The sequence below is a fragment of the Mesorhizobium sp. WSM4830 genome, assembly GCF_055811495.1.
Map to the genome: position 1 here is coordinate 144,319 of NZ_JBVVQI010000012.1, position 26,487 is coordinate 170,805.

The window sequence follows — 26,487 nt, forward strand, 5'->3', positions numbered from 1 at the left end:
CTTCCCTCTTTTTCGCCGGACCGCCGGCGTGTGAATGGTGCCTCAGAACAAGCCCTTGATCTTCGCCCACCATCCCGTTTCCGGCTCATGGTGCGGGCGCTCGACATTATTGGTGAGCGCATTGACGAAGGTGACGAGATTGACCGCGGCGAAATTCAGGCCATGGAAATTCGCCCGCCAGCGGCCCTCCTTGTCGATCACATGGGTGACGGTGCCGTGCATCTGATAACCATCATCCGTAAGCGTGAACTTGTGGCCGAAGGCTTCCGCCAGCTTCCGGGTCGCATCCTCCGGCTGATCCGGGGTCGTGGTCAGGAACAGCCAATTGACGGGATCGAGCCCGTGCGCCGGCCCGTATTTGCCGAGCACGTCTGGCGTGTCCCTGGTCGGGTCGGTGGTGATGGTCACAAAGCTGACCTGGCCTTTCATCTGCGTACCGTTCACCATTTTCTGGACTTCGGCGATCTTCTCGGCATGCAGGGGGCACACATCCGGGCACGATGTGTAGATGAAGTGGAGGACGACCACCTTGCCGCGCAGATCTGCCGTTCGCACGGCACGCCCTTCGGCGGTGCGCAGCGTGAATTCAGGCGCCGGCTTGTCGATCGTCTGGAAATATTTCTCGTCGCCCTCAAGCATGGCGTCGATTTCGTCGAGTGAGTGGGCTTGGGCCTGATACGAAAAGCCCGCGGTCAGCGCCGCAATGGCAATTACGCCTAGCCGCAAACACCTCCATTCGTTCAAAGCCGATGCGACGCAGCGAGCCTTCAACCCGGACATATCTGTTCCTTTCTCACTCGGCGGCGATGCGGCTGCGGATGAAGTCGACCATGTCGGGCGCGTCCCATTCGGCCGGCCCAATCAGCCGGCCGATCTCCTTGCCATCGCGATTGATCAGCAGGGTTGCCGGAAGGCCGACGGTGCCGATGGCAAACATTGCCTTGCCCGAGACATCGATGTTGAGGGCGAGGTGTGTGACGCCGATCTCGCCATAGAACTTTTTGACGGCGTCAGGACCGGCACGGTCCATGGACAGCGCGACGACCTCGAAATCCGGACCGCCGAGTTTGGCCTCCAGACGATCGAGCGTCGGCATCTCCTTGCGGCAGGGCGCGCACCACGTCGCCCAGATGTTGAGCAGCACGACCTTGCCGTGGAAATCCGCAAGCGTTTTCGGCTTGCCATTGCCGTCCTCGAAGCTGATTTCCGGTACGGGGACGGGCGCCTCGTTAACGACGAAGTTCTGCGGTGGCTCGGCGGCTGATGCCGGCAGCGAAAATGCCACCAGCAGCATGCCAACCAGGACCATGGCGAGTTTGCTCACAACAGCCTCACTCGGTCGCGTAGACGGTGGGCGCCTTGCCGTCCTTGGTGAAGGCGTAGACGACGAAGGGGCCTTGCTTCTCACCACCCATGCCTGGAGCGCCTGTCGGCATGCCGGCCAGCGTTATGCCGGTGATCGCCGGGCGTTCGGTCAAAAGCTTCTTGACGATCTCGACCGGCACCAGGCCATCGACGACATAGCCGTCGACCATCAGCGTGTGGCAGCCTTCGAGGTCGGCAGGTACGCCGGCATCGCTACTGATCTGAGAGAGATTGTTGACCGGCTTGATGTCGACCTTGAAGCCGTTGTGCTCGAGATAGTTGGCGTAGGATTCGCAGCAGCTGCATTGCGGGTTCTTGTACATGACGGCGTTGATCGTTGCGGCGAAGGCGGGCAGGGGCGTTGCGATCAGCAGCGACAGTGCGGCTAGGCGGTAGGTCAGTTTCATTGCAGTTCTCCTTGGTTGGATAAAAAGTTTCAGGTCACGCGGAACGCGGTCATCAGGCCGGCCATCTGGTGATCGGCGACATGGCAGTGCAGCATCCAGTCACCCGGATTATCCGCAACGAAGGCGCATTCGATCGTATCCTTGGGGGCGAGCAGCACCGTGTCCTGCCATTGCCGGTGCGGCACCGGCGAACCATTGCGCGAAAGCACCGACAGGCTGAAGCCGTGGACGTGCATGGGGTGCCACCAGGCGGTTTCGTTGCGCATGGTGAGGTGACAGGTGGCACCGCGTTTCAGTGTGAACTGCGGCGCCATGCCGGCGTGGCCGTCGCCGGTCATCGACATGCCGTTGATCGCCCAGGCGGCCGTACCGTTCATGCCGGGCATTCCCATGCCCATCATGCCGCCGACGCCGGCCAGCTTACCGCCGCCCATCATGCCGCCCTGCAGGACGATTTCATGCCGTTCGGCCCTGGCCAGGTCGGGGGCCGGCAGCGGATTGGCCGGCAAGCGAAGCGGCGCATCGAGAGGATGGTCGCGCAGCGGCGCTCCGGCGTCGTAGGCGAGCGTGGTCAGGGTGTAGGCGAGGCCATCGTAGTAATCGTCGATCACCGCGTGCCGGCTGCCGGGGTCGCCCTGCAGGTCGAGCAGGACATCGACGCGCATCGCAGGCGCCAGCACCAGGCGGCCGCTTTCAGGCTCGTGCGGATCGCAGGGCTGGCCGTCGATGGCGATGACAACCGGCCGGTGGCCTTCGAAGCTCAGGGCCATGATGCGGGCGAGCGATGCATTGGCCAGCCGCAGCCGGAGGCGCTCGCCGGTCCGCACCTTCTGGTCCGCCGGGCGCGCGCCGTTGAGGGTCACGAGACCGCCGACGCGGCCGGACATGGCGGCATCCATCGCGCTGCCGAAGCCGGCGGCGATCTGTCCATCGGCCGCAAGCCGCCAGTCTTGCAGCAGCCACAGAATGTCGCGGTCGACGGCGATCGGCTCGGCCTCCTCGACGATCAGCGCGCCGGCAAGGCCACGGCCGAGCTGAACCAGGCTGTTGGCGTGCGGGTGATACCAGAAGGTGCCGGCATCGGGCGGGGTGAATTCATAAATAAAGTTTTCACCGGGCCTGATGGGCTTCTGCGTCAGGCCGGGTACTCCGTCCATGGCGTTCGGCAGCCGGATGCCGTGCCAGTGAACCGTGGTGTTTTCGCCCAGTCCGTTCTCGACGACAATGCGAGCGGGCTGCCCCTGGCGCAAGCGCAGTGTCGGGCCAGGGACCGTGCCATCATAGGCCCATACCGGAGTGCGCGGGCCATCGGGGCCGACGAGCCGTGCCTGGCCCGGCGCCACCCTGATCCGGTGTTCGTCGGTAGCCAGTGCAGGGCGGATCGCTGCGGAGGCGGCAATGCTCGCTGCCGCAAACAGGAATTTGCGGCGCGTTATGAACGGACTTGAAACGGAATTCACCCTTGTGACCCCTGCGGTAATCGACGGCGAAGGTCGCGACATCGATTGAATTGCTGCCGCGCCCGTTGCGCAGTACACGCAAGCGGGCGATCAAACGCCGTCAATCAACCGCGGAAACGGCAGAACGGCGTCAGACGAGAGCGCTGGGTCTTGGAGGGAATGGCTCGGGCAGCAGACTTCGCCCATGCAGGAACGCGGCGGGAAGCGCCGGCGGCAGCTCGGCCTGCGGCAGTCCCGTTACAAGGAGAGCTTGCGGCAGCACCGCCAGAACCGGTGCGACGCAGGTCGGCGCACATTGCATCGGTTTGTCGTTGTCGGCTGAGCTCTTGAGGCAAGCGCTGCAGTCGCCGCCCTTGGCATCGGCCATCTTGGCCATGTCGGCGTCTGTGGTGCCGGCATCTGCGGCCATCATCATGCGGCTGTCGATCGCCATCCTCGCCGACATGACGGCAGCCTGGGCGGCTGACAGACTGAACCCGGCGGTCACGAGGATCGCGAGCAGCATAGTCAGAAGGTGTTTTGGTGACAGACGTGCCATCATCCGCTCAGGTTGACTGCAAAGTGCGGCTTTTGCAAGCTCCGCATGCCGCGACATCGGCGCTGGTAGGGGCTCTGCTTTGGCAAATCAATGATGAGGATGCTCACATTGATCGTGATCTGACAGCACCTCGATCACACGGCATTCGCAGACTTTCCCCTGCCGGCAGCCCTCAACCATCAGCTCCAGCTCGATCTTCAATGCGGTAAGGCTGCGTATTCGCTGGACGACATCGGCCAGACGGGCTTGGGCGATGGCGTCGGCGGTTCCACAGGGCTGATTGGGATTATCCTGCAACGTCAGCAGCGTCCTGATGGCCTCGATCTCGAACCCAAGCTCTCGCGCGTGCCTGATGAAGGCGAGCCGGCGCAAGTCGGCCGCTTCATAATGCCGGCGATTGGCTTCGCTGCGGGCGGGGGCTGGAAGCAAATCGATCTGTTCATAGTAGCGGATGGTTGGAACCTTCACGCCGCTGCGTCGGGCTGCTTCACCGATGGTCACACCTGCTGGCATTTTTCGCTTGCTCCTCTAGTCACTAGAGGATGTAGCGTCGCGTTCAAAGTTACAAGAGGTGCGAGATAGCTGAGATCGGGCAAGAGACAAAATTCCGCGTGGAAGGCATGGATTGCGCCAGCTGTGCCAGCAAAGTCGATACGGCTGTGCGGCGGATGCCTGGCGTGCAGGATGTTAACGTGTCCGTTTCGGCAGGGACTCTGACGGTCATTCATACTCCCGAAAGCAATCTTGACGCGATCGAGAGGAAAGTCACCGGCCTCGGCTACGCTGTTGCACCGGTGACCGCCAAGTCTGGAGCGCCGGCCTCCGATCAATTGGCCGACCACGACCACAGAACGCACAGTCACGACAAGAAATTAGCGGGATTGCATGGCAACGATGATGCGCCGATGTCGGGGCCATGGTGGAACAGCGCCAAGGGCGGCCTGACCATCGCCAGCGGCGTCGCCCTGGCGGTGGCTTTCGCGGTTCACTACGCCTGGCCCGCGACCGGCCCGTGGGCCTTCATCGCCGCTATGCTGATTGGACTCGTGCCGATAACGCGCCGAGCGGTCATGGCCGCACTCGCCGGCATTCCGTTCACAATCGAAATGCTGATGACCGTGGCGGCCACCGGTGCCGTCATCATCGGCGCCGGCGAGGAAGCGGCGACGGTGGTCTTCCTGTTTCTAATCGGCGAGCTTCTGGAAGGGGTGGCCGCCGGGAAGGCGCGTTCCAGCATCCAGGCGCTCACCACACTGGTTCCCAAGACTGCGCTAGTCGAAGTGCATGGGACGACCCGCGAGGTGCCGGCCGAAAGTCTGTCCGTGGGGGACATCATTCTGGTGCGGCCCGGTGATCGGATGCCGGCTGATGGCGAGATCACCGAGGGTGACAGCGCCATTGATGAATCGCCTGTGTCGGGTGAAAGCGTCCCGGTTCGTAAAGTGGCTGGCGACAAGGTTTTCGCCGGCACTATCAACGGCGACGGCGTGCTGCGCGTCAAGGTCACGGCGGGCGCCGCCGACAACACGATTGCACGGGTCGTCAAGCTGGTCGAGGAGGCGCAGGAAAGCAAGGCGCCCACCGAGCGCTTCATCGACCGTTTCTCGCGCTGGTACATGCCCGGCGTGGTCGCCGTCGCGGCGCTCGTGGCGATCACAGGTCACCGATGTCGTTGCAGTGGGCGCCAGTGAACGTCAGGTCCTTTCCCTCGCGGCAGCGCTTGAGACCGGCTCAAGCCATCCCCTCGCTTTGGCCATCCTCCAAAGGGCCGGTTTCGACAAGGTTCCCGTGCCGCCTGCGGCTGATGCCAAGGCGCTCGGTGGCAAAGGGGTAATCGGTCGTATTGGCGGCAAAAGCCTGTTTCTGGGCTCGACGGTCGCTGCCGGCGAGATAAGCCCGCTGCCGGCCGACCAGGTTGCACGCATCGCGGCCTTCAACGATGAAGGAAAATCGGTGTCGGTGCTGCTAATCGACGACGCTCTTGCCGGCTTCATCGCCATGCGCGATGAACCCCGGCCGGACGCGTTCGCCGGGCTGAAGGCGCTGACTGACGCTGGTATCAAAACAGTCATGTTGACCGGTGACAACAAGCGCACCGCGGTTGCAATCGGCAAGCAACTCGGCATCGAGGCGCGCGCCGGATTGCTGCCCGAGGACAAGCAGCGCATCGTCGGTGAGTTGAAGCGGCAGGGGCTCAGGGTCGCCAAGGTCGGAGATGGCATCAACGATGCGCCGGCACTTGCGGCGGCCGATGTCGGCATCGCCATGGGTGGCGGCACCGATGTCGCTCTTGAAACGGCTGACGCAGCGGTGCTGCATGGACGCGTCGGAGACGTCGCCGCTATGATCAGGCTGTCCCAAGCAACCATGGCCAACATCAAACAGAACATTACAATGGCATTGGGGCTGAAGGCGGTGTTCCTGGTGACGACGATCGCCGGCATCACCGGCCTGTGGCCCGCCATCCTCGCCGACACCGGGGCGACGGTGCTGGTGACAGCCAATGCCGTGCGGCTGTTGCGCTGGAAAAACAACTGGTAAGAGCACCAACACCATCACGTCAGGACAGGCCATGCAACAAGCCATTACGTCGGACGGCCTTCGCCGGGTGGTGCTTGTCGTCGCGCTGTTGAACCTCGGTTATTTCGGCATTGAATTCGCCGTGGCGCTGGCGATCGGCTCGGTGTCGCTGTTCGCCGATAGCGTCGATTTCCTGGAAGATGCCTCGGTCAATCTCCTGATACTGCTCGCCATGGGATGGTCGCTGCGTGCCCGATCGCGGGTCGGAATGGCGCTGGCGCTTATCCTTTTGGTGCCGGGCCTGGCGACGCTGTGGACCGCGTGGGAAAAGTTCAACATGCCGGTGCCGCCGCAGCCAACGGCGCTGACGCTGGCAGGGTTGGGGGCCTTGGCGGTCAACCTGTCATGCGCCTACATGCTGGCGCGCTACCGCCGTCACAGCGGCAGTCTTACCAGGGCGGCATTCCTCTCGGCCCGCAACGACGCCGTCGCCAACATCGCGATCATACTGGCCGGGTTGGTGACGGCCTTCCTGTGGCGATCGGCATGGCCGGATCTGATCGTCGGCCTGGGAATCGCGGCACTGAACGCGGACGCGGCGCGCGAGGTCTGGGAGGCCGCTCGGGAAGAGCACCGAGCCGTTTCGTGAAGCCAAATGTCCAGCGTGGCGCCGGCTTGCGAATGCGCCCATGCAGGGGCGCCAATGCAGGCCCGCAGACCGGTCTGCGGTCATCCATAAACTTGCGTGATTTCTAATATAAGCGCACACTTGCAAAGCGGGCGGAGGGAGAAACGGCTCATAAGCAAAATCGGGAGGAAAGCCATGGACAGCATGAGCCTCACCACACTTGAGCGCGGCACGACGACCGTCGACGCCGCGGCCCTAGAGGCGCTTTCGGCGCAACTGCGCGGCACTGTCCTGAGTGAAGGCGACGCCGCCTACGACGAAGCGCGGACGATCTGGAATGCCATGATCGATCGGCGGCCCGGGCTGATCGTGCGCTGCGCCGGCGCTGCCGACGTTATCGCTGCCGTGAATTTTGCCAGGGAAAACAAGCTTCTGCTCGCGGTTCGCGGCGGCGGCCACAACATCGCCGGCAGCGCCGTCTGCGATGGCGGCCTGATGATCGATCTGTCGCCGATGAAGTCGGTGCGGGTCGATCCGGCGACGCGGCGGGCATGGGTGGAACCTGGAGCGACGCTCGCCGATGTGGACAGGGAAACACAGGCTTTCGAACTGGCAGTGCCGACCGGGATCAACTCGACCACCGGCATCTCAGGCCTGACCCTGGGCGGCGGCTTCGGCTGGATCACGCGGAAATTCGGCATGACCATCGACAGTCTTCTCTCCGCCGACGTGGTCACCGCAGACGGCAAGCTTTTGCGCGCCAGCCAGACGGAAAATCCGGACCTGTTCTGGGCGCTGCGCGGTGGCGGCGGCAATTTCGGCGTCGTCACGGCCTTCGAGTTCAAGCTCCATCAGGTCGGTCCACAGGTCCTGTCGGGACTTGTCGTTCATCCTTTTGCCGACGCCGAAAACGTGCTGCGTGAGTACCGGGCGGCTCTCGAAGCAGCGCCCAATGAGCTGACCTGCTGGGTGGTCATGCGGCAGGCGCCACCGCTGCCGTTCCTGCCGGCGCGATGGCATGGCAAGGAGGTGCTGGTCCTGGCTATGTGCTATTGCGGCGACCTCGAGGAGGGCGAGAAGGCGACGCAAAGGCTTCGCGCCATCGGCACACCGATTGCCGATGTTGTCGGTCCTAACCCGTTCACCGGCTGGGAGCAGGCATTCGATCCGCTGCTGGCGCCAGGTGCTCGAAACTACTGGAAGAGCCATGACTTCACCGAGCTGTCCGACAGCGCGATCGAGGTCGTCACGGCCGCGATACCTGGGCTTCCGGGGCCGGAATGCGAGATATTCTTCGCCCATCTCGGCGGTGCCGCGGGCCGTGTGACAGCGGATGCAACGGCGTTTCCGCAACGCAGCGCGCACTACGTCATGAATGTTCACGCGCGCTGGCGCGAACCGGCAATGGACAGCGCCTGCATCGACTGGGCGCGCGGCATCTATGAAAGCACGAGGCCCTTCGCCGCTGGCACGGTCTACGTCAACTTCATGCCGGACGACGAAGTCGACCGTGTCGCAGCGGCCTATGGCGGAAACCATCAGCGGCTTCTGGAGATCAAGCAGCGCTATGATCCGCTGAACCTGTTCCGCATGAACCAGAATTTGCGTCCCGTGGAAAATTTGCGCGCCGCTTAGGCCAGGCACCTCATCAAAAGGCCCGCGTCTCCGAAGAGGACGCGGGCCGGTTTCGCTGGCATGCGCTAGGCAGGTATCAAGACGGCGATGCGGTGGATGCCGACCACCTTGCTGGTGTTGGCTGCCTCGTCGGTCTTGCCCTTGGAGCAGGTATAGACGTCACCTTCCTTGAGCTTGAATTGCTTGTCGGCTTTCTTGATCGTGAATTCACCGGCGGCAATGGTGCACACCATGTCGTTGTCCATTACCATTGCAGGAGCAGTTGCTCCCGGCTGAAAGACCACATCGACAATTGAGATGCTCTTGTAGGCGGGGATATCGGAATTGCCGGTGCCGACCTCAACCACCCTGACGCCGGGGGCTATTTCCTTGCCTTCCTTCGGGCCGTATTTCTTGACCTTTGCAGCTGCCGCCAGCGTGAACAAAGGCGTTACCGCGGCCGCCGTCACGCCGAGCGCAATTGCAGACCTGCGATTTATGGTTTTCATCGCATCCTCCCATTATATTGGCCACGCACCAATGCGCATGGCTGCAATACATTAGCACATATGCAGGTAATTGCAGCACGGCGTTTGAGAGCTTCCGGGAGCGAACCGCCTCCCGGTCGAATACGACCGAATGGCAAACAATTCCATGCTATGCTGGCGAGCCATCAAACGGGCGACGGGGATAGCAATGTTAGAAACGGACAAGGTGTTCGCTGGCTCAATTCCGGAAAACTACGACCGCTATATGGTGCCGTTGATTTTCGAGCCGTTCGCCGCAGATCTTGCACGACGAGCAGCGTCCTTGTCGCCAAGCGCCGTTCTGGAAACCGCCGCGGGCACCGGGGTTGTCACCCGCGCATTGGTGCCAAAACTGTCCCCCGGTGCAAGCTATGTCGTAACCGACCTCAACCAGCCGATGCTCGACTACGCCGCTTCGCAGCAAGCTCCCGACGATCGCATCAAATGGCGTCAGGCGGATGCTCTGGCGCTGCCGTTTGAAAATGCGACCTTCGATCTCGTTTGTTGTCAGTTCGGTGCGATGTTCTTTCCCAACCGCTCATCTGCCTACCGCGAGGCCCGGCGAGTCCTGAAGCCCGGAGGACATTTTCTATTCAGCGTATGGGATCGCATCGAAGAGAATGTATTTGCGGACGATGTGACGAATGCTCTCGCGAGGATTTTTCCGAACGATCCGCCGCGCTTTCTGGCACGCACGCCGCATGGCTACCACGATACGGCACTGATCCGTAGCGAATTGGAGGATGCAGGCTTTTCCGGTGTGGTGATCGAGACGAGGGCCGAACAAAGCCGTGCCTCCTCTCCTCGCCTTCCGGCCGTTGCTTATTGCCAGGGCACTCTGCTTCGCAACGAAATCGAGGCCAGGGAGGCGGGAAGGCTGGACGCTGCAACCGACTATGCCGCAGCCGCAATTGCAGACAGGCATGGCAGCGGCGAGGTTGCTGCCAAAATTCAGGCTCACATAGTCATGGCTGTAGCCTAGGTGTTTGAATATCCCGTTCCAGCCTTCGCGACATTCAGCTGCTATGCAGTAAACATCTTGCCGCTATCCCAAATTCTCAGACGTTAACCGTTCATTCGCCCGCGTGGCAGTCGACAAGTGGCGGTTCGACAAGTGGCCGTTGACCGATAGCCGGGGCTTGATGGCGGCGGCTGCCGGCCGCGCGATTCTGGTCGGCCGGACTTCGTTTTGGCAGCCATGGCCAACTCCGCCCAGCAAGGTCTAGTCATTTCGCTTTCTTGACTCGGCCGACAAAAACGGGCAGCAAAGTCATCATTGGAGGGCAGTTTTGCCAACTATGCAGGTTTTGGAGGGCGTTTTTCGGTGTGACCGTCGCCCAATCGGCGGTCGGTAGAGGGATTGGTTAACCAACTTTGTCCATCTTTTGAATCAATCGGCAACAGACGCGAAGTGTGCTGGGGGCACCAGGCGAACTGTGAATGTCACGGCTGCGAAATCCGCTAGCCGGCATCGGCCGATTGAGAGTGGTTGAATGGCGTTTGTAAGTGCGAAAACCCGGGGTGACAGTCCTGCAACTGGATTGACTTCGATGAGGCCCGGCCTGCGCTGGGTCGCGGTTCCGGCCGTCGGCGCAGCCATTGCTTTATGGTCGGTAGCGACCTTGGCCGGCCTCAATTCGATGGCAACCTCGCTCACCGCCGCTTCCAACGGTCTTCCGCAAAGCCTGCTCGCGCCGCGCACCATCGCGCTCGCCGATCCTCGCCGCAGCCTTGCAAAGGCGCAGGCCCCGACATGGGCCGCGGCAAACGCAGCGCTGTCGGCCCGGCTGCTGCAGCACGAATGCGATGCCAACTGCCTGCGGTCGGCGTCGAACTTCGTTCACCAGGGAAAATCGGCGCGTCTCAAGCGCAATGCCGTGCCGCCTGTCGCCGCCGCATCGCGGCATCCAAGCTTCGACGACGTGGTGGCCAAAGCCGCGCTGTCGCCGCAAAAGCTTGCCGCCGCCTTTGCCCGTGCCTCCTCCGGCTCACCCGTCATGCTCGCAAGCCTGCCGGCCGACGCCCGGTTCGCCGAGCCGGTACGCATACCCGACCCGAACGGCCCGGCATCGGTGCGCTTCGGGCCGGAGGTGGCGGAGATCGAACGCTCGTCGCGACTGGCGCTGGCGCTGGCGAATACATTGCCGGAGCAGATGATCGACGTGCTCCCGGCAGCCGTCGCGGCAAGCGAGCCCGCGTCTTCGCAAGAGCCGCACGAACCTGAGGTCCAACTGGCCTCGCTGCCGCCGCAGGACGACATGCCCGACAGCATTCCGCTGCCGACGCTGCGTCCGCGGGCGGACATCGATGAGCCGGCGCCTCGCGCTCAAGCCTTGAAAGACCAGGCGCCGAAAGACCGGGCGCCAAAGGATCAAGCAGCAAAAACGGAGCCGCCCCAGGCATCCAAGGCCCAGGCATCCAAGACCCAGGCATCCAGGGCGAGCAAGGTCCAGACGGCCGACGCTCCGCCGGCCGAAACGCAACCCGGCAGCCTGTCGCCTCGCAATTCGTCACAAGCGGCAGTGCCGGCGGTGTCGGGCAAGCCGGGCAAACGGTCGAAGACGCAGGGCGGCGACATGCTCGCCTATGCCAAGCCCGACATGCCTTCCGGCGGTCTCGGCGGGGCCTTCAGGAACCTGTTCACCACGCCCAACATGGGCAGCGGCGTCGCCGTCTACGACATCTCGGCTAAGACCGTCTATATGCCCGACGGCTCGCGGCTGGAGGCGCATTCGGGACTGGGCGCGATGGTCGACCAGCCGCGCTATGTTCACAAGAAGAATGTCGGTCCAACGCCGCCCGACACCTACAATCTGACGCTGCGGGAATCACGCTTCCACGGCGTCGAGGCCCTGCGTCTCACCCCCGCCAGCGGCAGCAACAAATATGGCCGCGACGGCCTGCTCGCCCACACCTACATGCTGCGCGGCGGGCGCGCCGAATCCAATGGTTGCGTCGTCTTCAAGGACTATGCCCGCTTCCTCGCCGCCTACAAGAAGGGCAAGATCAAGCGCCTCGTCGTGGTGCCGCGCCTGTCGAAGCCGCTGACACGCGTCGCCCAAGAGGGCCGCGGCGCTTAGACGGTAGCGGCGACGCACTACGAAAGCCGTTCTTTAGCGATCCTTCGCGCCCCCCTCTGTCCTGCCGGACATCTCCCCCACAAGGGGGGAGATCGGACTTCGCGTTTGTCTGTCGCCATCCTGCAACGTTGGCGATTGGCGAAATCGCGGATGACAGTCAATCTCCCCACAAGTGGGGGAGATGTCCGGCAGGACAGAGGGGGCGCTGTCCCGCCGGCATTGCTGGTTTTGCCGCCTGGACGTTCCCGCCCGCTTTCCAACAGATTGTCAGCAGCCGGCCGCGAAACGGTTTTCATTCCCGGCCGAGGATATTATGACTGACCGGCCGGGGCGGCTCCAGCTTCAAACAATCACGAGGACATCATGACAATACGCGCTGTCGTCTGGGGCGAGAATATCCACGAGCGGACCAATGAGGTGGTCGCCGGCATCTATCCCGAGGGCATGCACGCGACGATTGCCAATGCGCTGAAGCTCGACCCGGAGATTTCGGTATCGTGGGCGACGCTGGAGCAGAAGGAGCATGGGCTGCCGGCCGACCGTCTGGCCGAGACCGACGTCTTGCTGTGGTGGGGGCACAAGGATCATGGCGCCGTCGCCGACGAAGTGGTCGAGCGCGTGGCGCGCCGCGTCTGGGAAGGCATGGGGCTGATCGTTCTCCATTCCGGCCATTTCTCGAAGATATTCAAGAAGCTGATGGGCACGCCCTGCACGCTGAAATGGCGCGAGGCGGGCGAGCGCGAGCGGCTCTGGGTGACCAGCCCCAACCACCCGATCGCTGCCGGGATCGGCGAGTATTTCGAGCTCGAAAACGAGGAGATGTATGGCGAGCAGTTCGCCGTGCCGGAGCCGCTCGAGACCGTGTTCATCTCGTGGTTCCAGGGCGGTGAAGTGTTCCGGTCGGGGCTGACCTATCGCCGCGGCGCCGGCAACATCTTCTATTTCAGGCCCGGCCACGAGACCTATCCGACCTATCACGACGCCAACGTCCACAAGGTGCTGCGCAATGCGGTGAGATGGGCACACAACCCGCAAGGCTCTAATCCAGCCATCCTCGATGCGCCGAACGTGCCGGTGGAAAAGGCGCTCGAGCCGATCGTCGAGCGCGGCGGAAAACTTCATTCCGCCGGCGAAGCCGGCTTCCGCTAGGCTGCGATCCCGAACCGTTGGTTCGGGAAATCCATGATCGAACAAGAAGATAAAGCTCTGTCCTAAGGATAAGAATCATGCGCCTGTTGATACTCGGTACCGGCTGGATGGCGGAGGAGCACGCCAGGCAGTTCGGCAAGATCGATGGCGTCGAACTGATCGGCGCCGTCGATCTCGACCGTACGCGCGTCGACAAGTTTTCGGACATCTACGGTATCCCCTACCGGTTCGCGTCGCTGGACGAGGCGCTGGCATGGGGCAAGTTCGACGCGGTGGCGAACGTGACGCCCGATCGCATCCACCATCCGACCACCATGATGCTGATCGCGGCGGGCAAGCCGGTGCTGTGCGAAAAGCCGCTCGCCGAGAATTACCAGAGGGCCAGTGAAATGGCCGATGCCGCCGAGCGGGCCGGCATCATCAACATGGTCAACCTGACCTATCGCAATGTCGCGCCGCTGCAGAGAGCGCGCGCTATGGTGCTGGCCGGCGAGATCGGCACGGTCAGGCATGTCGAGGCGTCCTATCTGCAGAGCTGGCTGGTGTCCAAGTTCTGGGGCGACTGGCGCACCGATCCGAAATGGCTGTGGCGGCTGTCGCGCGGCCACGGCTCCAATGGCGTGCTGGGCGACGTCGGCATCCACATTCTCGATTTCGCCAGCTATGGCGCGGCGCTCGACATCGACCATGTGTTCTGCCGGCTGAGATCCTTCGACAAGGCGCCGGGCAACCGGATCGGCGAGTACGAACTCGATGCCAATGACAGTTTCACCATGGCGCTGGATTTCAGCAACGGCGCTTTCGGCGTCGTCCATGCCAGCCGCTGGGCGACCGGCCATTTGAACGAACTCCGTCTGCGCATCTACGGCGACAAGGGCGGCATCGAAGTCGTGCACAATCTGACCGGCTCGCAGCTGAAAGCCTGCATCGGCGAAGACGTCGAGAACGCCAAATGGCAGGTTCTCGACGCCGGAACGGTGGCGACCAACTACCAGCGCTTCGTCGATGCAGTCCGCAACGGCGTCCAGGCCGAACCGTCATTTCGCCACGCGGCCGAATTGCAGAAGGTCCTCGACCTCGCAGTCGTCTCGGATGGGAAGAGGGCTGAATTGAGCACGCACGCGATGCGCGATAGGCTTGGTTTCCCTCGCCGTCGGACGGGGCGGTCAGGGTCGAAACAAAACTGATCCCTTTGAACGACCGAGTTCGAATCTCGGCCGTTCACGGCAGGAACCGACGCCTGTGAAGGAAGAGTTCATCCTCTTGAAGAGAGGCCATCGAGCAGGAAGCCGAGGCCTTTGCGGAAAGCACCATCCCAATCGTTATCCAACAGCAGACGGGAGCGCTCAATTGTCGGGTAGCGTTCGCTGAGACGCGCATGGCGCTGCTGCGTGGCGGCCCTGCCGTCGTCCGAGAGGTCGAAGTTCGCCCGGCTGATGGTGGCGCCCATCACATAGTTCCACAGCGACCATATCGCGACGTTCAGATCTGCGTCCGCCACACCGGCCCTGGACAAGGTCTTAATCAGCAGTTCCAGGCGACCGAGGATGTTCGGGCCAAGCGCCCGGCGCGGCAACAGCGATGCCGACCAAGGATGGCGCAGCATGCTGGCGCGCCAGTCTTCGAGCATATGGACGACTTGCCCGCGCCAGTCTCGAGACTCAACCATTTGCGGCGGTCCGCGATATTCGAGCACCGAATCGAGCGCCAGATCAAAGACATCCCCTTTCTTGTCGACATGCCAATATAGGCTCATCACGCCCGAGCCGAGGCGATCGGCCAGCCGACGCATCGTCAACCCGTCGACCCCTTGGGCGTCCAGCAGTTCTACGGCGGTCGCCACAATACGTTCCCGCGACAGAGGCGGTTCACTGCGCGACTCCTTCACGGGCTGGAGCCGCCCGCTTGTCCGTTGAGACCGCGTGCTCCGGGCGCCGCTGCGTTTGGCTGCCATCCGTCTTCCCCGCTGTTCAGGCCGTCGATTTTGACCGGCAACGCGATGAATGTCGATCCTGAACGATTGACTCGTACGGCGTACCATGCGACTGGCTCGTGCGGCGTACGAGTCGATCGCCGATACCGGTTAATGTTCAATAATGGCCGCCGCGAGGGTTGCGTTGCTCGCCGTCCGCAGAGCCAAGAGAAAATCATGCCACGCGCCAAGCGCCTGCTTATCGGAGGGTTAATCGTCATGACCATGGGAGTTTCCACTGCTGCGACAGCGAATGAGAAAGATCTCAAGCTGACCATCGTCAATCCACAAACCCTCTACGACCCGTCGCCGAATGGCTACAGCACGGCAGTGATCACGCCCCGCGGAGCCCGGGTGGCCTACATCTCCGGACAGGGCGGCCAGGACAGCACGGGAGCCTTGTCGCCCGACTTCGCTGTCCAGGTTGCGCAGGCCTACGCAAATTTGCGCACCGCCCTCGATGCGCTCGGTGCGAGGCCGGATCAGGTCGCCAAGCTCACGGTCTTCGTGGTCGATCACAATATGTCCAAGCTCGAGGTGTTGACCAGGAACGTCAAGGAGATGTTCGGCGAGGCACTGCCGGCGCAGACTCTGGTTCCCGTTCCCAAGCTTGCAATCGACCCGATGCTCTTCGAGGTGGAGGCCGTTGTCGTGCTTGACTAGGTGCGCGGCTGTAGCTCCGATCGCCCAAATTGAAATGGGTCGAGCGCGCCGCCGACAGCCGCGCGCTCGCCATCACGAGGGCTGAGCAACAGGGCTTCGCCTGTTGCATCGGCGACAAGGGTGGCGTCGAAGTCGTGCACAATCAGGGTCGCACCACGCCTTCGTCATCCCAGGACGGAGCAAGGAGCGGAGCGACGCGGCGCAGACCCTAGGATGACGAAGTCATGATGGCTGAAGGCAAATTACGGATGTCGGAGATTTACGCAGCGTTCCCGCCGCCTGCCGCCTCGCTTCGCTCTTGCTCCGCCCTGGGACGAAGTCATGATGGCTGAGGGGCAATTGCGGATGTCGGAGATTGGCGGAGCGTTTCCTGGGCCCACCCAACATAGCCGCACCTGGAGATGAAATGATGGAGACCAGCGTAAGGAAGCTATTCGACCGATATGAGCGCTTTTTCAACCAATCCCTCGGCGGCGACATGGACATGGATGAGGTCGCATCGCTGTATGCTTCGGATTTCATAGCGGCTTCGCCCGCCGGGGTCATGACTGGAAAGAACGATGAACAACTCAAGCAGATCATGGCGCAAGGCTATGCGCACTATCGCGCGATAGGGACGAAGGAAATGCGGATACGCAACGTCCGGCTCTCGCCGATAGACGAACATCATTGCGTGGCTCATGTCGCCTGGACGGCAACCTATGCCCGCAAGGATCAATCGAAGGTGGCGATAGATTTTGACGTCCACTACCTCGTGCAGAAGTTGGACGGGGAGCCGAAGGTTTTCGGCTGGATATCGGACGACGAGCAGGCGCTGTTGAGAAAGCACGGCATCGTCTGAGGTCCGCTTTCTCCTAATGCCCTCCTAATGCCGCAGGATCTTGCTCAGGAAGGCGCGGCTGCGGTCGGTCTTCGGGTTGGAGAAGAACTCGTCCGGGGTGCCGCTTTCGACGATGGCGCCGGCGTCCATGAACACGACGCGCTGGGCGACCTTGCGGGCAAAGCCCATCTCGTGCGTCACCACCATCATGGTCATGCCTTCCTCGGCCACGGCGACCATGACGTCGAGCACCTCCGAGATCATCTCGGGATCGAGCGCCGAGGTCGGCTCGTCGAACAGCATGATCTTGGGGCGCATGCCGAGGCAGCGCGCGATCGCCACGCGCTGCTGCTGGCCGCCTGAGAGTTGCGCCGGATAGGCATCGACCTTGTCGGCGAGGCCGACCTTGGCGAGCAGCTCGCGCCCGGCCTTCTCGGCCTCAGTGCGCGGAATCTTGCGGACATGGATCGGCGCCAGCGTGACGTTCTCGAGCGCCGTCTTGTGCGGATAGAGATTGAAGGACTGGAAGACGAAGCCGATCTCGGTGCGCAGCCGCGTCATGTTGGTGGCGGGGTCGCCGAGGCGCTGGCCGTCGACCGTCAGGTTGCCGTCGCGGATCGTCTCCAGCCCGTTGATGCAGCGGATCAAGGTACTCTTGCCCGAGCCGCTCGGCCCGCAGACGACGACCACTTCGCGCGGCTCGATGCTGAGCGTGATATCCCTGAGCACATTGAGCTGGCCGAACCATTTGTTGACGCCGCGAAATTCGATCATGCCGGTTTTGGTCATATTGCCGGACCCTTGGGGTTCGATGTCACAACTGCACCTCGCCATGGGCCGCACCCATGCGCTGTTCCAGCCGGCGGGCCAGCATGATCAGGGGATAGCAGACGATGAAATAACCGAGGCCGACGAGGAAGAAGACGAGCAGGCCGTTCGGCACACGCTGCACCACCAGCCAGCCGACGCGGGTAAGGTCGGTGAGGCCGATGGCCGAGACCACCGAGGAATCCTTGATCAGCAGCACATATTGCCCGACCAGCGGCGGCAGCACGATGCGCATCGCCTGCGGCAGCACGACCTGGCGCATGCGCTGCCAGCGCGACAGGCCGGATGCCAACGCCGCCTCTACCTGGCCGGTCGGCACCGAGCGGATGCCGGCGACGACGATCTCGCAGATGAAGCAGGCGGCCAGATTGGTCAGCGCGATGATGCCGGCGGTGAAGGCGTCGAGCTCGATGCCGAGTTCCGGCAGGATGAAGAAGATCAGGAAGATCTGCACCAGGAACGGCGTGCCGCGGATCATGTCGACCCAGGCGCCGATCGCACCGCTGAGCAGCCGGTTGCCGCCGGTGCGCAGGATGCCGAGGCCGAAGCCGAGCAGCGTGCCCAGCACCAGGCTGATCAGCGACAGCACCACGGTCATGCCGAGGCCGCGCAGCGCGAGGGGATAGCTGCCCGCGATGCTTTGCAGCTGCTGCCAGATCATGTCCGTGCTCCCGCCAGGCCGAGCCAGCGCCCGGAGAGCGCCGCCAGCCCCTTCAGCCCGTAATAGAGGAGGAGGTAGAAGGCGGCGATGGTGATGAAACCTTCGGCCGGCATGAAGCGGTCGGAGGCGAGCAACTGTCCGGCGCGCGTCAGTTCGGCGACCGAGATCAGCGACAGCAGGGCGGAATCCTTGACCAGCACGATTGCCTGGCCGAGCAGCGGCGGGATCGTCACCTTGAACGCCTGCGGCAGGATGACGAGGCGCATGCGCTGGACATAGGTCATGCCCGAGGCGACGCCGGCCTCGACCTGGCCGCGCGGGATCGACAGGATGCCGGCGCGGATGATCTCGGCGACATAGGCGCCACTGTTCAGCGACAGGGCCAGGATGCCGACGACGAGCTCGGGCAGGACGAAGCCGAGCCGCGGCAGGCCGAAATAGAGGAAATAAAGCTGCGCCAGCAGCGGCGTGGCGCGCACCGCGTCGATATAGGCCTTGGCCGGGACGCGGAACAGCCGGCCGTGCTGCAGGTTCATAGCGGCGAGCACGATGCCGACGGCGAGCGCGCCGGCAAAGGAGAGGACAGACAGCCATACGGTCGTGACGAGGCCCTGCCCGAACAGGGGCAGATATTCGACGATTGTGCGGAAGCTGAAATTTTCGAGCATGGGTGGGGCGGTGAATGGTGATTGGTGATTGGTGAATAGCGAGTAGCGAGTAGCGAGTAGCGAGTAGCGAGTAGCGCTTTACCACTCACTACTCACTACTCACTACTCTCTATTCCCTCTACTCTACTCAGTGATCCTTCTTCCAGGCGTCGGAATTGACCCAGTAGTCGAGGTTCTTCTGCAGGCGGCCGTCGAGGCTGACCTGGTCGAGGAACAGGTTCATCCAGGTCAACAGGTCCTGCTCGTCATAGCGCGTGGCGAAGGCCAGTGGCTCCTTCGACAGCATGTCGGGCATGATGATGAAGCTGCCGGCCGGATAAGCGGTCGACTGGCCCTTGACCGCCGAGACGTCGTTGACGCCGCAATCGGCCTGGCCGTTGTTGACGGCGTCGAGCAGCAGCGGACCGCCGCCCTTGTAGCTCTTGATGTCGGCATCGGGGAAGGCGGCCTTGGCTTCCTTCTCTCCGGTGGCGCCGAGCAGCACCGCGATCTTGGTGCCCTTGGCCTTGCAGTCCTCGGTGGACTTGAAGGCGGTCCCAGCCTTGGTGAAGACGGTGCTGCCCGTGTACATGTAAGGCTTGGTGAAGGCGACCTTCATGCCACGCGCCAGCGTCGGCGTCATGTCGGCGACCAGAAGGTCGGCCTTGCCCGACAGCAGCGCCGGGATCAGGCCATCCCAGTCGAAGTCGAGGAAGGTGATCTTGACGCCCATTTCCTTGGCCATCAGTTCGGCGAGTTCGACCGAACTGCCGGTGCGTTCGCCGGCAGCACCGACCAGCGAGAAGGGCGGTCCTTGCGTCTGCACCGCAACGCGCAATTCACCGCGCTTGGTGATCTCGTCGAGCGTTCCGGCACTGGCGACAGCGGTGAGGCCGGCGAGCGCAAGTCCGGCGATGAAAAGCTTGGCAATCTTCATTTGGGCATTCCTCCTTGTTGTCGTTTGTTGTTCCACTTGTTGTTTCACCCCATCGAGGTGCTTTTTGAGCGGCGGCGCCGTTGCCGGCGGCAACCACCGTTCGAAAATCCTTCAGTCCCAGCTCACCGTTTCGGCGACCTTGATGCCGCGCCTGGCCAGCTCATCGAGGAAGCGGCCATCGGGCACATGCAGCAGCGGGTTGAGCAGGCCGGGCGCGGCGATCTCGCGCCGTGCCAGCATCTGCGCCACGATGCTGGCGGGATAGCCGACGCCGAGGCTCATGCCGAACAGGCCGGAGGCGAGATCGCGTTCGATGACCAGCTCCGAGGTCACCGTCTTGCGGCGGCCGCCTTCGCTGCCGACAAAGACGTTGCGCATCACGCAAAGGTCTTTTTCGTCGGCGCCATATTGCAGTTGCGGACCGAGCAGCCGGCCTAGGAATTCGCGCGGGCTGACGCCGGTGCCGGGCACCTTGTCCTCGGAGAGGAAGCCGAGCTGCTTCAGCGGCGCCCAGAACGCCGACCAGCCGGGCCAGCGCAGCGAATAGCGGCCGGAGCGCTGCAGCCCCTTGGCGGCGGCGAGCATGCCGGCATAATGCGGCGCGTCGCCATTGGGGAAGGCTTCGAGCCTGCCCAGTCCCGCCACCTCGATTTCGTGGATGAAACGATTGTCGTGCTGGCGGGCGGCCGGCACATCGACCCGTTTGCCGTCCTCGACCAGCACGCTGTCGCGGTTCTGGCTGACCAGAACCATGTCGAAATTCCAGCTCACCTTGTAGCGCAGCGGCTCAACCACTGCCCTCGGTTCGGGAATGCCGCCGCAGTAGGAATCGATCGCAGTGATGGTGTCGAACTGGCTTGCGGCGCGTGCGTAGAGCACCAGGTCGATGCCGGGGTCGAGCCCGCATTCGGTCACGATCGACACGCCGGCCTTTTCGGCCTCGGGAGCGAGATCGGCGATGGCCTTGCCGTAATTGGTGGTGACCAGCGGCGTGCGCGTCGCGATCGCCGCCTGCACTGCCTCGCGCATCAGCGGCTGTGGCAACAGGTCGATGACCGCGTCGACGTCCTTCATCACGTCGGCCAATGCCGGGCCGATCGCGCCCTCCGGCACGACGAAACGCACCCGGGCAAGGTCGGTCAGGCCGCCAAGCCGCGCCGCGCCATCGGTTGCGGTGTCGACGCAGACCACTTGCTCGACGCCGTCGCTGGCAACGAGATCGGCGATCGCCGCCCGGCCTTGCAGGCCGAGGCCGCCGAGAACCGCGATCTTCATGCCATTTCCTTTCGCGTCTCGTCCGACCAGCAGCCTTCAGGCAGGCTGACCCATTTGTTGCAGGACGCCATGACGACGAAGGTCTCGCTGCGCACGACCTCGCCCGGCTCACCGGCGCCGGGGATCAGTTCGCTGGTGACGCGGTAGAGATCGGCGACATCGCCGGCCACGGTCACGTCGACGATAATGTCGAAGCGTCCGGTGACGACGGCGGCCGAATTCACGAAAGGCAATTCCGAGATGCGCTGCGCCAGTTCCCGCGCCCGGCCGCGCCCTTGTGCATTGATGCCGACGATGGCCGAGATCAGCTCGGGGCGTTCGGTCAGGTTGAGCAGCCCGACGATCTTGAGCAGGTTGCGGTCGAGCAGGTTGCGCAGCCGCATGCGCACCGTCGGCACCGAGATCGCCATCTTCTCGGCGAGGCGGTTGACGCCAAGCTGCGCATCCTGCGACAGCAGCTTGACCAGTCGCCGGTCGGTCTGATCGAGATGTTCTCGCAAGCGCTCAGGCTTTCATAAAGGGAAAGAAACGATTGGATTTTCTTTCAGATATGAAAATACCTTATGAGATATTTTTAACAACGGCAAGAGCCATGTCATCCGCCGTGGCTCTGTGCCTGTTGGCAATTTCGTCGAGTGCGCCACATTTTGTTCTTGCTTTGTGCCGGCAGCTATGCTATTAATTTGGGTATCGTGCCAATTTGGCTCCAACGACCCGTCCTCCCGAGGCGGGTTTTTGTTTCCGGATCTTTTGAAGGTTCAGCGCCGCCGGTCTAAGGTTGGCGGGACAGCGTGGTTCCGCGGAGCGCAGCCGCAACTCATGCCTTCACCTGACGGGCGGAAAGGCTCATCCGCGAAATGGCCAAAAGCGGCTTTTCAATAAAACTGTAGCTGGCCAGGGAGACGGCAATGCAGGCTGCGACAATAACCATGCCAGCAACCCATGGTGATACGCTGACGCTTGCAACGACAGGAGCGGTCGCAAGCAGCACGATAGGATGGGTCAGATAGAGAGAGTAGGAGGCATCGCCTAATCTTGCCAGCAGGCGAGGAGCAAAAAGCCGGAAGTAGCTTTCCAGGCTGATGCAACCCGCGACAAGGATCAAGGCCGGGATTCCCTGAGCAAGGGTTCGCGGCAAGTTGAAGCCAAGTACCATCACCAGCATGGACACGATGGCGAACACGAGCGCCGAGACACCCAGGACGGTAGGCAAACGCGCCAGTCTGCCGACCAGGTGGCCGAGCGCCATGCCGGCAAGGAACTCAAACAGGATTGGCGTGGTATAGAAAAATAGCACAGTGTCGGCGGCGGGTTTGAAGACGATGCGCGCCGCTACGGCGATTGCAAAGACAACGCCGACCATGGCCATTTGCGTCAGCGTGCCGAAACGCATAGTCGCCGCGAACAGAATGTAAAACAGGATTTCCAGATTGAGCGTCCAACCCACGCCAAGCACCGGTTGGACATAGCCTGTGACCGTATCGAGATAGGCTATGAAAAGCAGGCTATTGGTGATCTGCTCAAGAAACACTGCACGACCGGCAAACAACCAAAGTGCGGCGACCATAAGGAAGGTCATAACCCAATAGAACGGAACGACGCGCGTGAAGCGCTGCATCAAAAAAGCACGATGGTCGGCGCGTCTGTTCTCTGTCGAGAGAACCATTACAAAACCACTGATGACGAAAAACAGGTCGACGCCGCTGTTTAGAACGGGAATACGCAGATCGAGCATGCCCAGTGCGGCCGGAAGATGATAGATAACAACCATGAGGGCTGCTAGCCCGCGCAGGACCTGTATCGATGTATATTGTTGAACCCGACGCGGCGCAGCGTGACCATTCTCTGGAATGATGTTCATCAAAAATGGTCCCCGGTGCGGGGGAGCATTAACACACGCGATCGTCGATGTGCCGATTAATTGTTGGTTTAATTAACACGTAAAGTTTTAGATAAGTTTTATTGATATAGCGTGCCGCCACACTTATGCTCGGCCGACTTTGGCCTGCCTCGTTGCCAAACTTGGCATCTCCCCAGTGAAGAGGAGATTGGCCGTTCCCGCGCTAACGGCTGGTCTCGAAGATAGCGACGGCTGCCCCTGTCAGCGCAGCGTTACCGGGGGCTACCGTTCCATCAGGAAGCTCCTTGCCGTCTTCCAGCCCGACGCGCGTCGACCAACGGCGTTCCGCCGCCCGACGCACGAAAGGCCAGACCGTGGCGTCGGCGCCGTGCAGCAGGATTGCCCGGCGCATTCCGGCGCCGTCGAGCACGGCGGCGATATCGTCGCCGATCTCCAGCGCAGCGTCCGGCTCCTGCTCGGAGATTTCGATCAGGATGCGCAGCACGCGTTTGCCATGGTCGAGGCTCACCAGCCGCTCGGCATCGGCGACGGAGGCGAGCCCGGCCTCGATGCCAATGCCGCGCTGGCGCAGACGCTCCATGACGGCGGGCGCGGCGTCTTCGCTGAGATTGACCGAGGCGTAGTCGGGCAGCTCGCTCCAGCCGGCGATCGCGGCCAGCGTCCGCTGGTCGTCGTTCTCGATCCAGGCACCCGTCGACACGCCGATCAGCGTCCCCGGGCAGGCGCGGCGGAGCGCCAGCACCGTCCGGTCCATCGCCGCCGGCGCGATGCTTTCGCGGCCATCGAGCTCGCGCGCATGGATGTGCAACTCGGCGGCACCGGCGGCGACCGAGGCGGCGCCGTCACGCGCCATGACCTCCGCCGTCAGCGGCAGTTGCGGATGATAGTCGGCGCTGCGCGCACCATTGATGCATGTCTGGACGATCATGCTATGGGCAGTCCGGTTGCGGTTGCTGCCAGTCTAGCGCGGGCCAGTGAAAACCGGAATCACGCTGGCGAAGGCTCCTGACATATGGACGTGGCACAGCCTGAATCAGTCTGGCAGTGTGTGTCTCTATCGCCTTGTTCGCCAACGATCTTCTCGGCAAAAGAGGACGGTCGTTTGCAGAGTTATGGCGGCACGCCCAGATCGTGCAGCGCACTCATGGCGGCTCGGTATTCGACGAAATCCCTGGGACAATCGCTAGCGGCGAGCCGGTAAAGCCGTAAGGCTTCCTCGCTATGCCCCTGGAGCCGGCTAAGCTCGGCCGTGTAGAAATTCGTTTCGCAGACTTGTCCGGTTCTCTGGGCCAGGCCCACAGCACCAGCATCCGAAAGCGCTTCGGCGGGCGTCTTTTCACCCAGCAGCATGCTGACCAGCGGTGCCGGCCACTTCGTCATGTCGAGCTTGCCTTTCGCTTCCTTCAAATGGCCCGCCGCGCCGTTGCGCCGCGCGGCAATATCAAGCCAGATGGCAAAATAGGCATTGTCGGGCGTGAGAGCAGCCCCCTGCTCGAAATCCGCCTGCGCGTTCGCCATCGCACCGGAATAGAGATACAGGGTGCCCCGGCCAGCATAGGTAGAGGCGTCTTTCGGATCGAGGTTGATTGCTTTGCCATAGTCGGCGATAGCGCGGTCGTATTGGTCCTTTGCCGTCCAGGCAATGCCTCGGTTTTGGTAGCTCTTGACAAGTCTCGGATCGAGGCTGATCGCGCGGTCGTAGTCGGCGATGGCAAGGTCGTACTCGCCTTTCCTGCTCCAGGCGAAACCTCGGTCGTTGTAGGCGACCGCCTTTGTCGGATCGAGAGCGATGGTCTGGCTGTAATCGGCGATGGCACGATCGTCCTTGCCCTTTCGAAGCCAGGCGGTGCCCCGATCGTAGTAGGCGCTCGTCAGTTTCGGATCGAGGCTGATGGCTCGGCTCGAATCCTCAATGGCGTGATCGTCCTCCCCCTTCGTGTACCAGGCCTCGCTACGGTTGACGTAGATTTTCGGATTTGTCGGATCGAGCCTGATCGCCTGGGTGTAATCGGCAATGGCACTGTCCGCATCGCCCCTTGCAAGCGAGGCGATGCCTCTGTTGAAATAGGCATTGCCAAGGTTCGGGTCGAAGGTGATCGCCTGGCTGTAATCGGCGATGGCACGATCGATGTCGCCCTTGTTTGCTCGGGCCAGACCCCGGTTTGAATAAGAAATGGCGTGTTTCGGATCGAGGCTGATCGCTTGGTCGTAGTCGGCGATGGCACGGTCGAAATCGCCTTTCGCCGCCCATGCTATCCCCCGGTTGTTGTAGGCGTCGACATATTTCGGATCCAGCGCGATGGCCTGACCATAGTCAGCGATGCCGCCATCGGAGTCACCTGCGTCGGATCGGGCCGCACCTCGCGCGAAGTATGCGACGGCGAGTTTTGGATCGATGCCGATCGCCTTGCCATAGTCGGCGATGGCGCGGTCATGATCCCTCAGGTTGACCCGAGTGACGCCTCTGCTGCAATAGGCCGGTGCAAATGTCGGATCGAGGCTGATGGACATGTCGAAGTCCGCCAGCGCCCGGTGATGGTCGCCCTTGTTCGACCAGGCGAGGCCTCTGTTGTAGTAGACGCTAGCATCCTTCGGATCGATCGCGACGACCTGATTGTAGTCGGCGATAGCGCCGTCAAAATCGCCGCCCGTCAGCCGGGCATTGCCGCGCCGGTAGTAGGCATGCGCGTTTTTCGGATCGAGGCTGATCACCTTGTCATAGTCGGCCAGCGCGCGCTCCTCTTCGCCCTTGCTGGTCAACGCATCGGCGCGGCCATTCAGGGAACCGGCGTCGATCGGATTGAGCCTGATGGCCTGATCGAAGTCGGCTATCGCGCGGTCGTGGTCGCCTTTGCTTGCCCAGATCAGCCCGCGATTGTGATAACTTCTGCCGTCTTCGGGATCGAGGCTGATTGCCTTGTCATAGTCGGCGATAGCGCGGTCGTATTGGTCCTTTGCCGTCCAGGCGATGCCTCGGTTGTAGTAGGCATCGCCATATTTCGGGTCCAGGCTGATCGCCTTGTCCAGATCGGCGATGCCCTTGTCGTAGTCCTCCTTGAAGACCCAGCTGATGCCCCGGTTGTAGTAGCCGCTGGCGACGGTCGGGGCGATGTCGACGAACGCGCTGTAGTCGGCGATGGCGCGGTCGTAGTCGCCTCGTTCCGTGAGGGCATTGCCGCGCCTGAAATAGGCAATGCCACGGTTTTCAACGGGCTCTGTCGCATCGTCGATCATGCGCGTGCAGGCGGCGATCCGCGTGCTGGCCTCGACATCGTCGTCGCTGACGCAGTCGCTGCTGGCCGACAAGGCCGGGAGCGCTGAGACAAGCAGGAGAATGAGACAAACGAGGAATTGCGCGGCCGCCCCGTTCCTTTGTCGAACCCATCCGGTCAATTCGCCCCCCATCGCGTCAAGCCGCGCTGCATTGTTATTCAACGAAATCCCCTAGACAATCGCTAACGAGCTCACCCGGCAAGAAACGGGTGGTCCGCGCGCGCCGTTTCACCCATCTCAATGACAGAGAAGCCACAGGAGG

General features: G+C 62.5%; 25 protein-coding genes and 1 pseudogene. 9 read left to right on the forward strand and 17 right to left on the reverse strand.

Features of this window, described 5'->3' with window-relative positions; translation table 11 throughout:
• Positions 1–42 precede the first annotated feature (42 nt).
• From AC0L2Y_RS17300 to AC0L2Y_RS17325, 6 genes are all read right to left on the reverse strand, one after another.
• Positions 43–780: an SCO family protein gene (locus tag AC0L2Y_RS17300; RefSeq protein ID WP_473558063.1), complete on the reverse strand. Its 738-nt coding sequence runs from the start codon at positions 778–780 to the stop codon at positions 43–45.
• A gap of 13 nt (positions 781–793) precedes the next feature.
• Positions 794–1,324 (reverse strand): TlpA family protein disulfide reductase, encoded by a 531-nt coding sequence (locus AC0L2Y_RS17305; protein ID WP_473558065.1) that lies wholly within the window; start codon positions 1,322–1,324, stop codon positions 794–796.
• Positions 1,325–1,331: 7 nt separating this feature from the next.
• On the reverse strand, positions 1,332–1,772 hold the full coding sequence (locus AC0L2Y_RS17310; protein ID WP_023720628.1) for a DUF411 domain-containing protein: 441 nt from the start codon (positions 1,770–1,772) through the stop codon (positions 1,332–1,334).
• Positions 1,773–1,801: 29 nt separating this feature from the next.
• A complete protein-coding gene (locus tag AC0L2Y_RS17315) occupies positions 1,802–3,232 on the reverse strand; it encodes a multicopper oxidase family protein (protein WP_473558068.1) in 1,431 nt (476 codons plus the stop codon).
• 130 nt (positions 3,233–3,362) lie between these two features.
• Positions 3,363–3,770: a hypothetical protein gene (locus AC0L2Y_RS17320; protein ID WP_473558070.1), complete on the reverse strand. Its 408-nt coding sequence runs from the start codon at positions 3,768–3,770 to the stop codon at positions 3,363–3,365.
• Between the two features lie 87 nt (positions 3,771–3,857).
• Complete coding sequence (locus tag AC0L2Y_RS17325) at positions 3,858–4,283, reverse strand: MerR family transcriptional regulator (protein WP_473558073.1); 426 nt, start codon at positions 4,281–4,283, stop codon at positions 3,858–3,860.
• 107 nt (positions 4,284–4,390) lie between these two features.
• Between AC0L2Y_RS17325 and AC0L2Y_RS17330 the strand changes: the two are divergent.
• The 3 genes and pseudogenes from AC0L2Y_RS17330 to AC0L2Y_RS17340 all read left to right on the forward strand — a co-directional run bounded on the left by AC0L2Y_RS17330 (position 4,391) and on the right by AC0L2Y_RS17340 (position 8,553).
• Positions 4,391–6,311: pseudogene (locus AC0L2Y_RS17330) on the forward strand (heavy metal translocating P-type ATPase).
• Positions 6,312–6,342: 31 nt separating this feature from the next.
• Positions 6,343–6,939 (forward strand): cation efflux transmembrane domain-containing protein, encoded by a 597-nt coding sequence (locus AC0L2Y_RS17335; RefSeq protein WP_473558075.1) that lies wholly within the window; start codon positions 6,343–6,345, stop codon positions 6,937–6,939.
• A gap of 174 nt (positions 6,940–7,113) precedes the next feature.
• Positions 7,114–8,553 (forward strand): FAD-binding oxidoreductase, encoded by a 1,440-nt coding sequence (locus AC0L2Y_RS17340; RefSeq protein WP_473558078.1) that lies wholly within the window; start codon positions 7,114–7,116, stop codon positions 8,551–8,553.
• A 65-nt stretch (positions 8,554–8,618) separates the two neighbouring features.
• Here AC0L2Y_RS17340 and AC0L2Y_RS17345 read toward each other — a convergent pair whose 3' ends face one another.
• Entirely contained in the window at positions 8,619–9,041 is a 423-nt protein-coding gene (locus AC0L2Y_RS17345) for a hypothetical protein (protein WP_352489910.1), read from the reverse strand.
• A 187-nt stretch (positions 9,042–9,228) separates the two neighbouring features.
• Here AC0L2Y_RS17345 and AC0L2Y_RS17350 point away from each other — a divergent pair, with 187 nt between their 5' ends.
• The 4 genes from AC0L2Y_RS17350 (at position 9,229) to AC0L2Y_RS17365 (ending at position 14,475) form a co-directional block, all read left to right on the forward strand.
• Positions 9,229–10,041: a class I SAM-dependent methyltransferase gene (locus AC0L2Y_RS17350; RefSeq protein ID WP_352489911.1), complete on the forward strand. Its 813-nt coding sequence runs from the start codon at positions 9,229–9,231 to the stop codon at positions 10,039–10,041.
• 568 nt (positions 10,042–10,609) lie between these two features.
• Positions 10,610–12,139 carry a DUF2778 domain-containing protein gene (locus AC0L2Y_RS17355; RefSeq protein WP_473558080.1) on the forward strand — a complete coding sequence of 510 codons (1,530 nt, stop codon included), beginning with the start codon at positions 10,610–10,612 and terminating at the stop codon, positions 12,137–12,139.
• Positions 12,140–12,502: 363 nt separating this feature from the next.
• Positions 12,503–13,288 carry a ThuA domain-containing protein gene (locus tag AC0L2Y_RS17360; protein WP_352489914.1) on the forward strand — a complete coding sequence of 262 codons (786 nt, stop codon included), beginning with the start codon at positions 12,503–12,505 and terminating at the stop codon, positions 13,286–13,288.
• Positions 13,289–13,365: 77 nt separating this feature from the next.
• The gene (locus AC0L2Y_RS17365) at positions 13,366–14,475 is read left to right on the forward strand and encodes a Gfo/Idh/MocA family protein (protein WP_473558083.1); all 1,110 of its coding nucleotides are present in this window, start codon (positions 13,366–13,368) and stop codon (positions 14,473–14,475) included.
• A 68-nt stretch (positions 14,476–14,543) separates the two neighbouring features.
• On the opposite strand, the gene AC0L2Y_RS17370 is transcribed toward AC0L2Y_RS17365, so the two are convergent.
• Positions 14,544–15,242, reverse strand: a complete 699-nt coding sequence (locus AC0L2Y_RS17370) for a TetR/AcrR family transcriptional regulator (protein ID WP_473558085.1) — start codon at positions 15,240–15,242, stop codon at positions 14,544–14,546.
• 195 nt (positions 15,243–15,437) lie between these two features.
• Between AC0L2Y_RS17370 and AC0L2Y_RS17375 the strand changes: the two genes are divergently transcribed.
• The gene (locus AC0L2Y_RS17375) at positions 15,438–15,923 is read left to right on the forward strand and encodes a RidA family protein (RefSeq protein WP_473558162.1); all 486 of its coding nucleotides are present in this window, start codon (positions 15,438–15,440) and stop codon (positions 15,921–15,923) included.
• 409 nt (positions 15,924–16,332) lie between these two features.
• Positions 16,333–16,764, forward strand: a complete 432-nt coding sequence (locus tag AC0L2Y_RS17380; protein ID WP_473558165.1) for a nuclear transport factor 2 family protein — start codon at positions 16,333–16,335, stop codon at positions 16,762–16,764.
• A 24-nt stretch (positions 16,765–16,788) separates the two neighbouring features.
• Here the strand turns inward: AC0L2Y_RS17380 and AC0L2Y_RS17385 are convergent, their stop codons facing one another.
• From AC0L2Y_RS17385 to AC0L2Y_RS17425, 9 genes are all read right to left on the reverse strand, one after another.
• Positions 16,789–17,532 (reverse strand): amino acid ABC transporter ATP-binding protein, encoded by a 744-nt coding sequence (locus AC0L2Y_RS17385; protein ID WP_473558087.1) that lies wholly within the window; start codon positions 17,530–17,532, stop codon positions 16,789–16,791.
• Between the two features lie 25 nt (positions 17,533–17,557).
• Entirely contained in the window at positions 17,558–18,232 is a 675-nt protein-coding gene (locus tag AC0L2Y_RS17390; RefSeq protein ID WP_473558090.1) for an amino acid ABC transporter permease, read from the reverse strand.
• On the reverse strand, positions 18,229–18,900 hold the full coding sequence (locus AC0L2Y_RS17395) for an amino acid ABC transporter permease (protein ID WP_473558092.1): 672 nt from the start codon (positions 18,898–18,900) through the stop codon (positions 18,229–18,231). Before AC0L2Y_RS17395 ends, AC0L2Y_RS17390 begins: the two co-directional genes overlap by 4 nt.
• A gap of 127 nt (positions 18,901–19,027) precedes the next feature.
• A complete protein-coding gene (locus tag AC0L2Y_RS17400) occupies positions 19,028–19,816 on the reverse strand; it encodes an ABC transporter substrate-binding protein (protein ID WP_352489924.1) in 789 nt (262 codons plus the stop codon).
• A gap of 111 nt (positions 19,817–19,927) precedes the next feature.
• Positions 19,928–21,091: a saccharopine dehydrogenase family protein gene (locus AC0L2Y_RS17405; protein ID WP_473558094.1), complete on the reverse strand. Its 1,164-nt coding sequence runs from the start codon at positions 21,089–21,091 to the stop codon at positions 19,928–19,930.
• Complete coding sequence (locus tag AC0L2Y_RS17410) at positions 21,088–21,591, reverse strand: Lrp/AsnC family transcriptional regulator (RefSeq protein WP_023677254.1); 504 nt, start codon at positions 21,589–21,591, stop codon at positions 21,088–21,090. The genes AC0L2Y_RS17405 and AC0L2Y_RS17410 overlap by 4 nt, the downstream gene beginning before the upstream one ends.
• A 317-nt stretch (positions 21,592–21,908) precedes the next feature.
• The gene (locus tag AC0L2Y_RS17415) at positions 21,909–22,952 is read right to left on the reverse strand and encodes an acyltransferase family protein (protein ID WP_473558097.1); all 1,044 of its coding nucleotides are present in this window, start codon (positions 22,950–22,952) and stop codon (positions 21,909–21,911) included.
• Between the two features lie 202 nt (positions 22,953–23,154).
• Positions 23,155–23,880 (reverse strand): 3-keto-5-aminohexanoate cleavage protein, encoded by a 726-nt coding sequence (locus AC0L2Y_RS17420; RefSeq protein WP_473558099.1) that lies wholly within the window; start codon positions 23,878–23,880, stop codon positions 23,155–23,157.
• Between the two features lie 182 nt (positions 23,881–24,062).
• The gene (locus AC0L2Y_RS17425; protein ID WP_473558100.1) at positions 24,063–26,258 is read right to left on the reverse strand and encodes a tetratricopeptide repeat protein; all 2,196 of its coding nucleotides are present in this window, start codon (positions 26,256–26,258) and stop codon (positions 24,063–24,065) included.
• Between the last annotated feature and the right edge of the window lie 229 nt (positions 26,259–26,487).

Coding starts and splice junctions, on each gene's coding strand:
- AC0L2Y_RS17400 (WP_352489924.1), bottom strand. CDS start 19,816: ATGAAGATTGCCAAGCTTTTCATCGCCGGACTTGCGCTCGCCGGCCTC.
- AC0L2Y_RS17325 (WP_473558073.1), bottom strand. CDS start 4,283: ATGCCAGCAGGTGTGACCATCGGTGAAGCAGCCCGACGCAGCGGCGTG.
- AC0L2Y_RS17415 (WP_473558097.1), bottom strand. CDS start 22,952: ATGAACATCATTCCAGAGAATGGTCACGCTGCGCCGCGTCGGGTTCAA.
- AC0L2Y_RS17335 (WP_473558075.1), top strand. CDS start 6,343: ATGCAACAAGCCATTACGTCGGACGGCCTTCGCCGGGTGGTGCTTGTC.
- AC0L2Y_RS17300 (WP_473558063.1), bottom strand. CDS start 780: ATGTCCGGGTTGAAGGCTCGCTGCGTCGCATCGGCTTTGAACGAATGG.
- AC0L2Y_RS17365 (WP_473558083.1), top strand. CDS start 13,366: ATGCGCCTGTTGATACTCGGTACCGGCTGGATGGCGGAGGAGCACGCC.
- AC0L2Y_RS17405 (WP_473558094.1), bottom strand. CDS start 21,091: ATGAAGATCGCGGTTCTCGGCGGCCTCGGCCTGCAAGGCCGGGCGGCG.
- AC0L2Y_RS17340 (WP_473558078.1), top strand. CDS start 7,114: ATGGACAGCATGAGCCTCACCACACTTGAGCGCGGCACGACGACCGTC.
- AC0L2Y_RS17355 (WP_473558080.1), top strand. CDS start 10,610: ATGAGGCCCGGCCTGCGCTGGGTCGCGGTTCCGGCCGTCGGCGCAGCC.
- AC0L2Y_RS17420 (WP_473558099.1), bottom strand. CDS start 23,880: ATGATCGTCCAGACATGCATCAATGGTGCGCGCAGCGCCGACTATCAT.
- AC0L2Y_RS17390 (WP_473558090.1), bottom strand. CDS start 18,232: ATGATCTGGCAGCAGCTGCAAAGCATCGCGGGCAGCTATCCCCTCGCG.
- AC0L2Y_RS17360 (WP_352489914.1), top strand. CDS start 12,503: ATGACAATACGCGCTGTCGTCTGGGGCGAGAATATCCACGAGCGGACC.
- AC0L2Y_RS17345 (WP_352489910.1), bottom strand. CDS start 9,041: ATGAAAACCATAAATCGCAGGTCTGCAATTGCGCTCGGCGTGACGGCG.
- AC0L2Y_RS17370 (WP_473558085.1), bottom strand. CDS start 15,242: ATGGCAGCCAAACGCAGCGGCGCCCGGAGCACGCGGTCTCAACGGACA.
- AC0L2Y_RS17350 (WP_352489911.1), top strand. CDS start 9,229: ATGTTAGAAACGGACAAGGTGTTCGCTGGCTCAATTCCGGAAAACTAC.
- AC0L2Y_RS17395 (WP_473558092.1), bottom strand. CDS start 18,900: ATGCTCGAAAATTTCAGCTTCCGCACAATCGTCGAATATCTGCCCCTG.
- AC0L2Y_RS17310 (WP_023720628.1), bottom strand. CDS start 1,772: ATGAAACTGACCTACCGCCTAGCCGCACTGTCGCTGCTGATCGCAACG.
- AC0L2Y_RS17380 (WP_473558165.1), top strand. CDS start 16,333: ATGGAGACCAGCGTAAGGAAGCTATTCGACCGATATGAGCGCTTTTTC.
- AC0L2Y_RS17375 (WP_473558162.1), top strand. CDS start 15,438: ATGCCACGCGCCAAGCGCCTGCTTATCGGAGGGTTAATCGTCATGACC.
- AC0L2Y_RS17385 (WP_473558087.1), bottom strand. CDS start 17,532: ATGACCAAAACCGGCATGATCGAATTTCGCGGCGTCAACAAATGGTTC.
- AC0L2Y_RS17320 (WP_473558070.1), bottom strand. CDS start 3,770: ATGGCACGTCTGTCACCAAAACACCTTCTGACTATGCTGCTCGCGATC.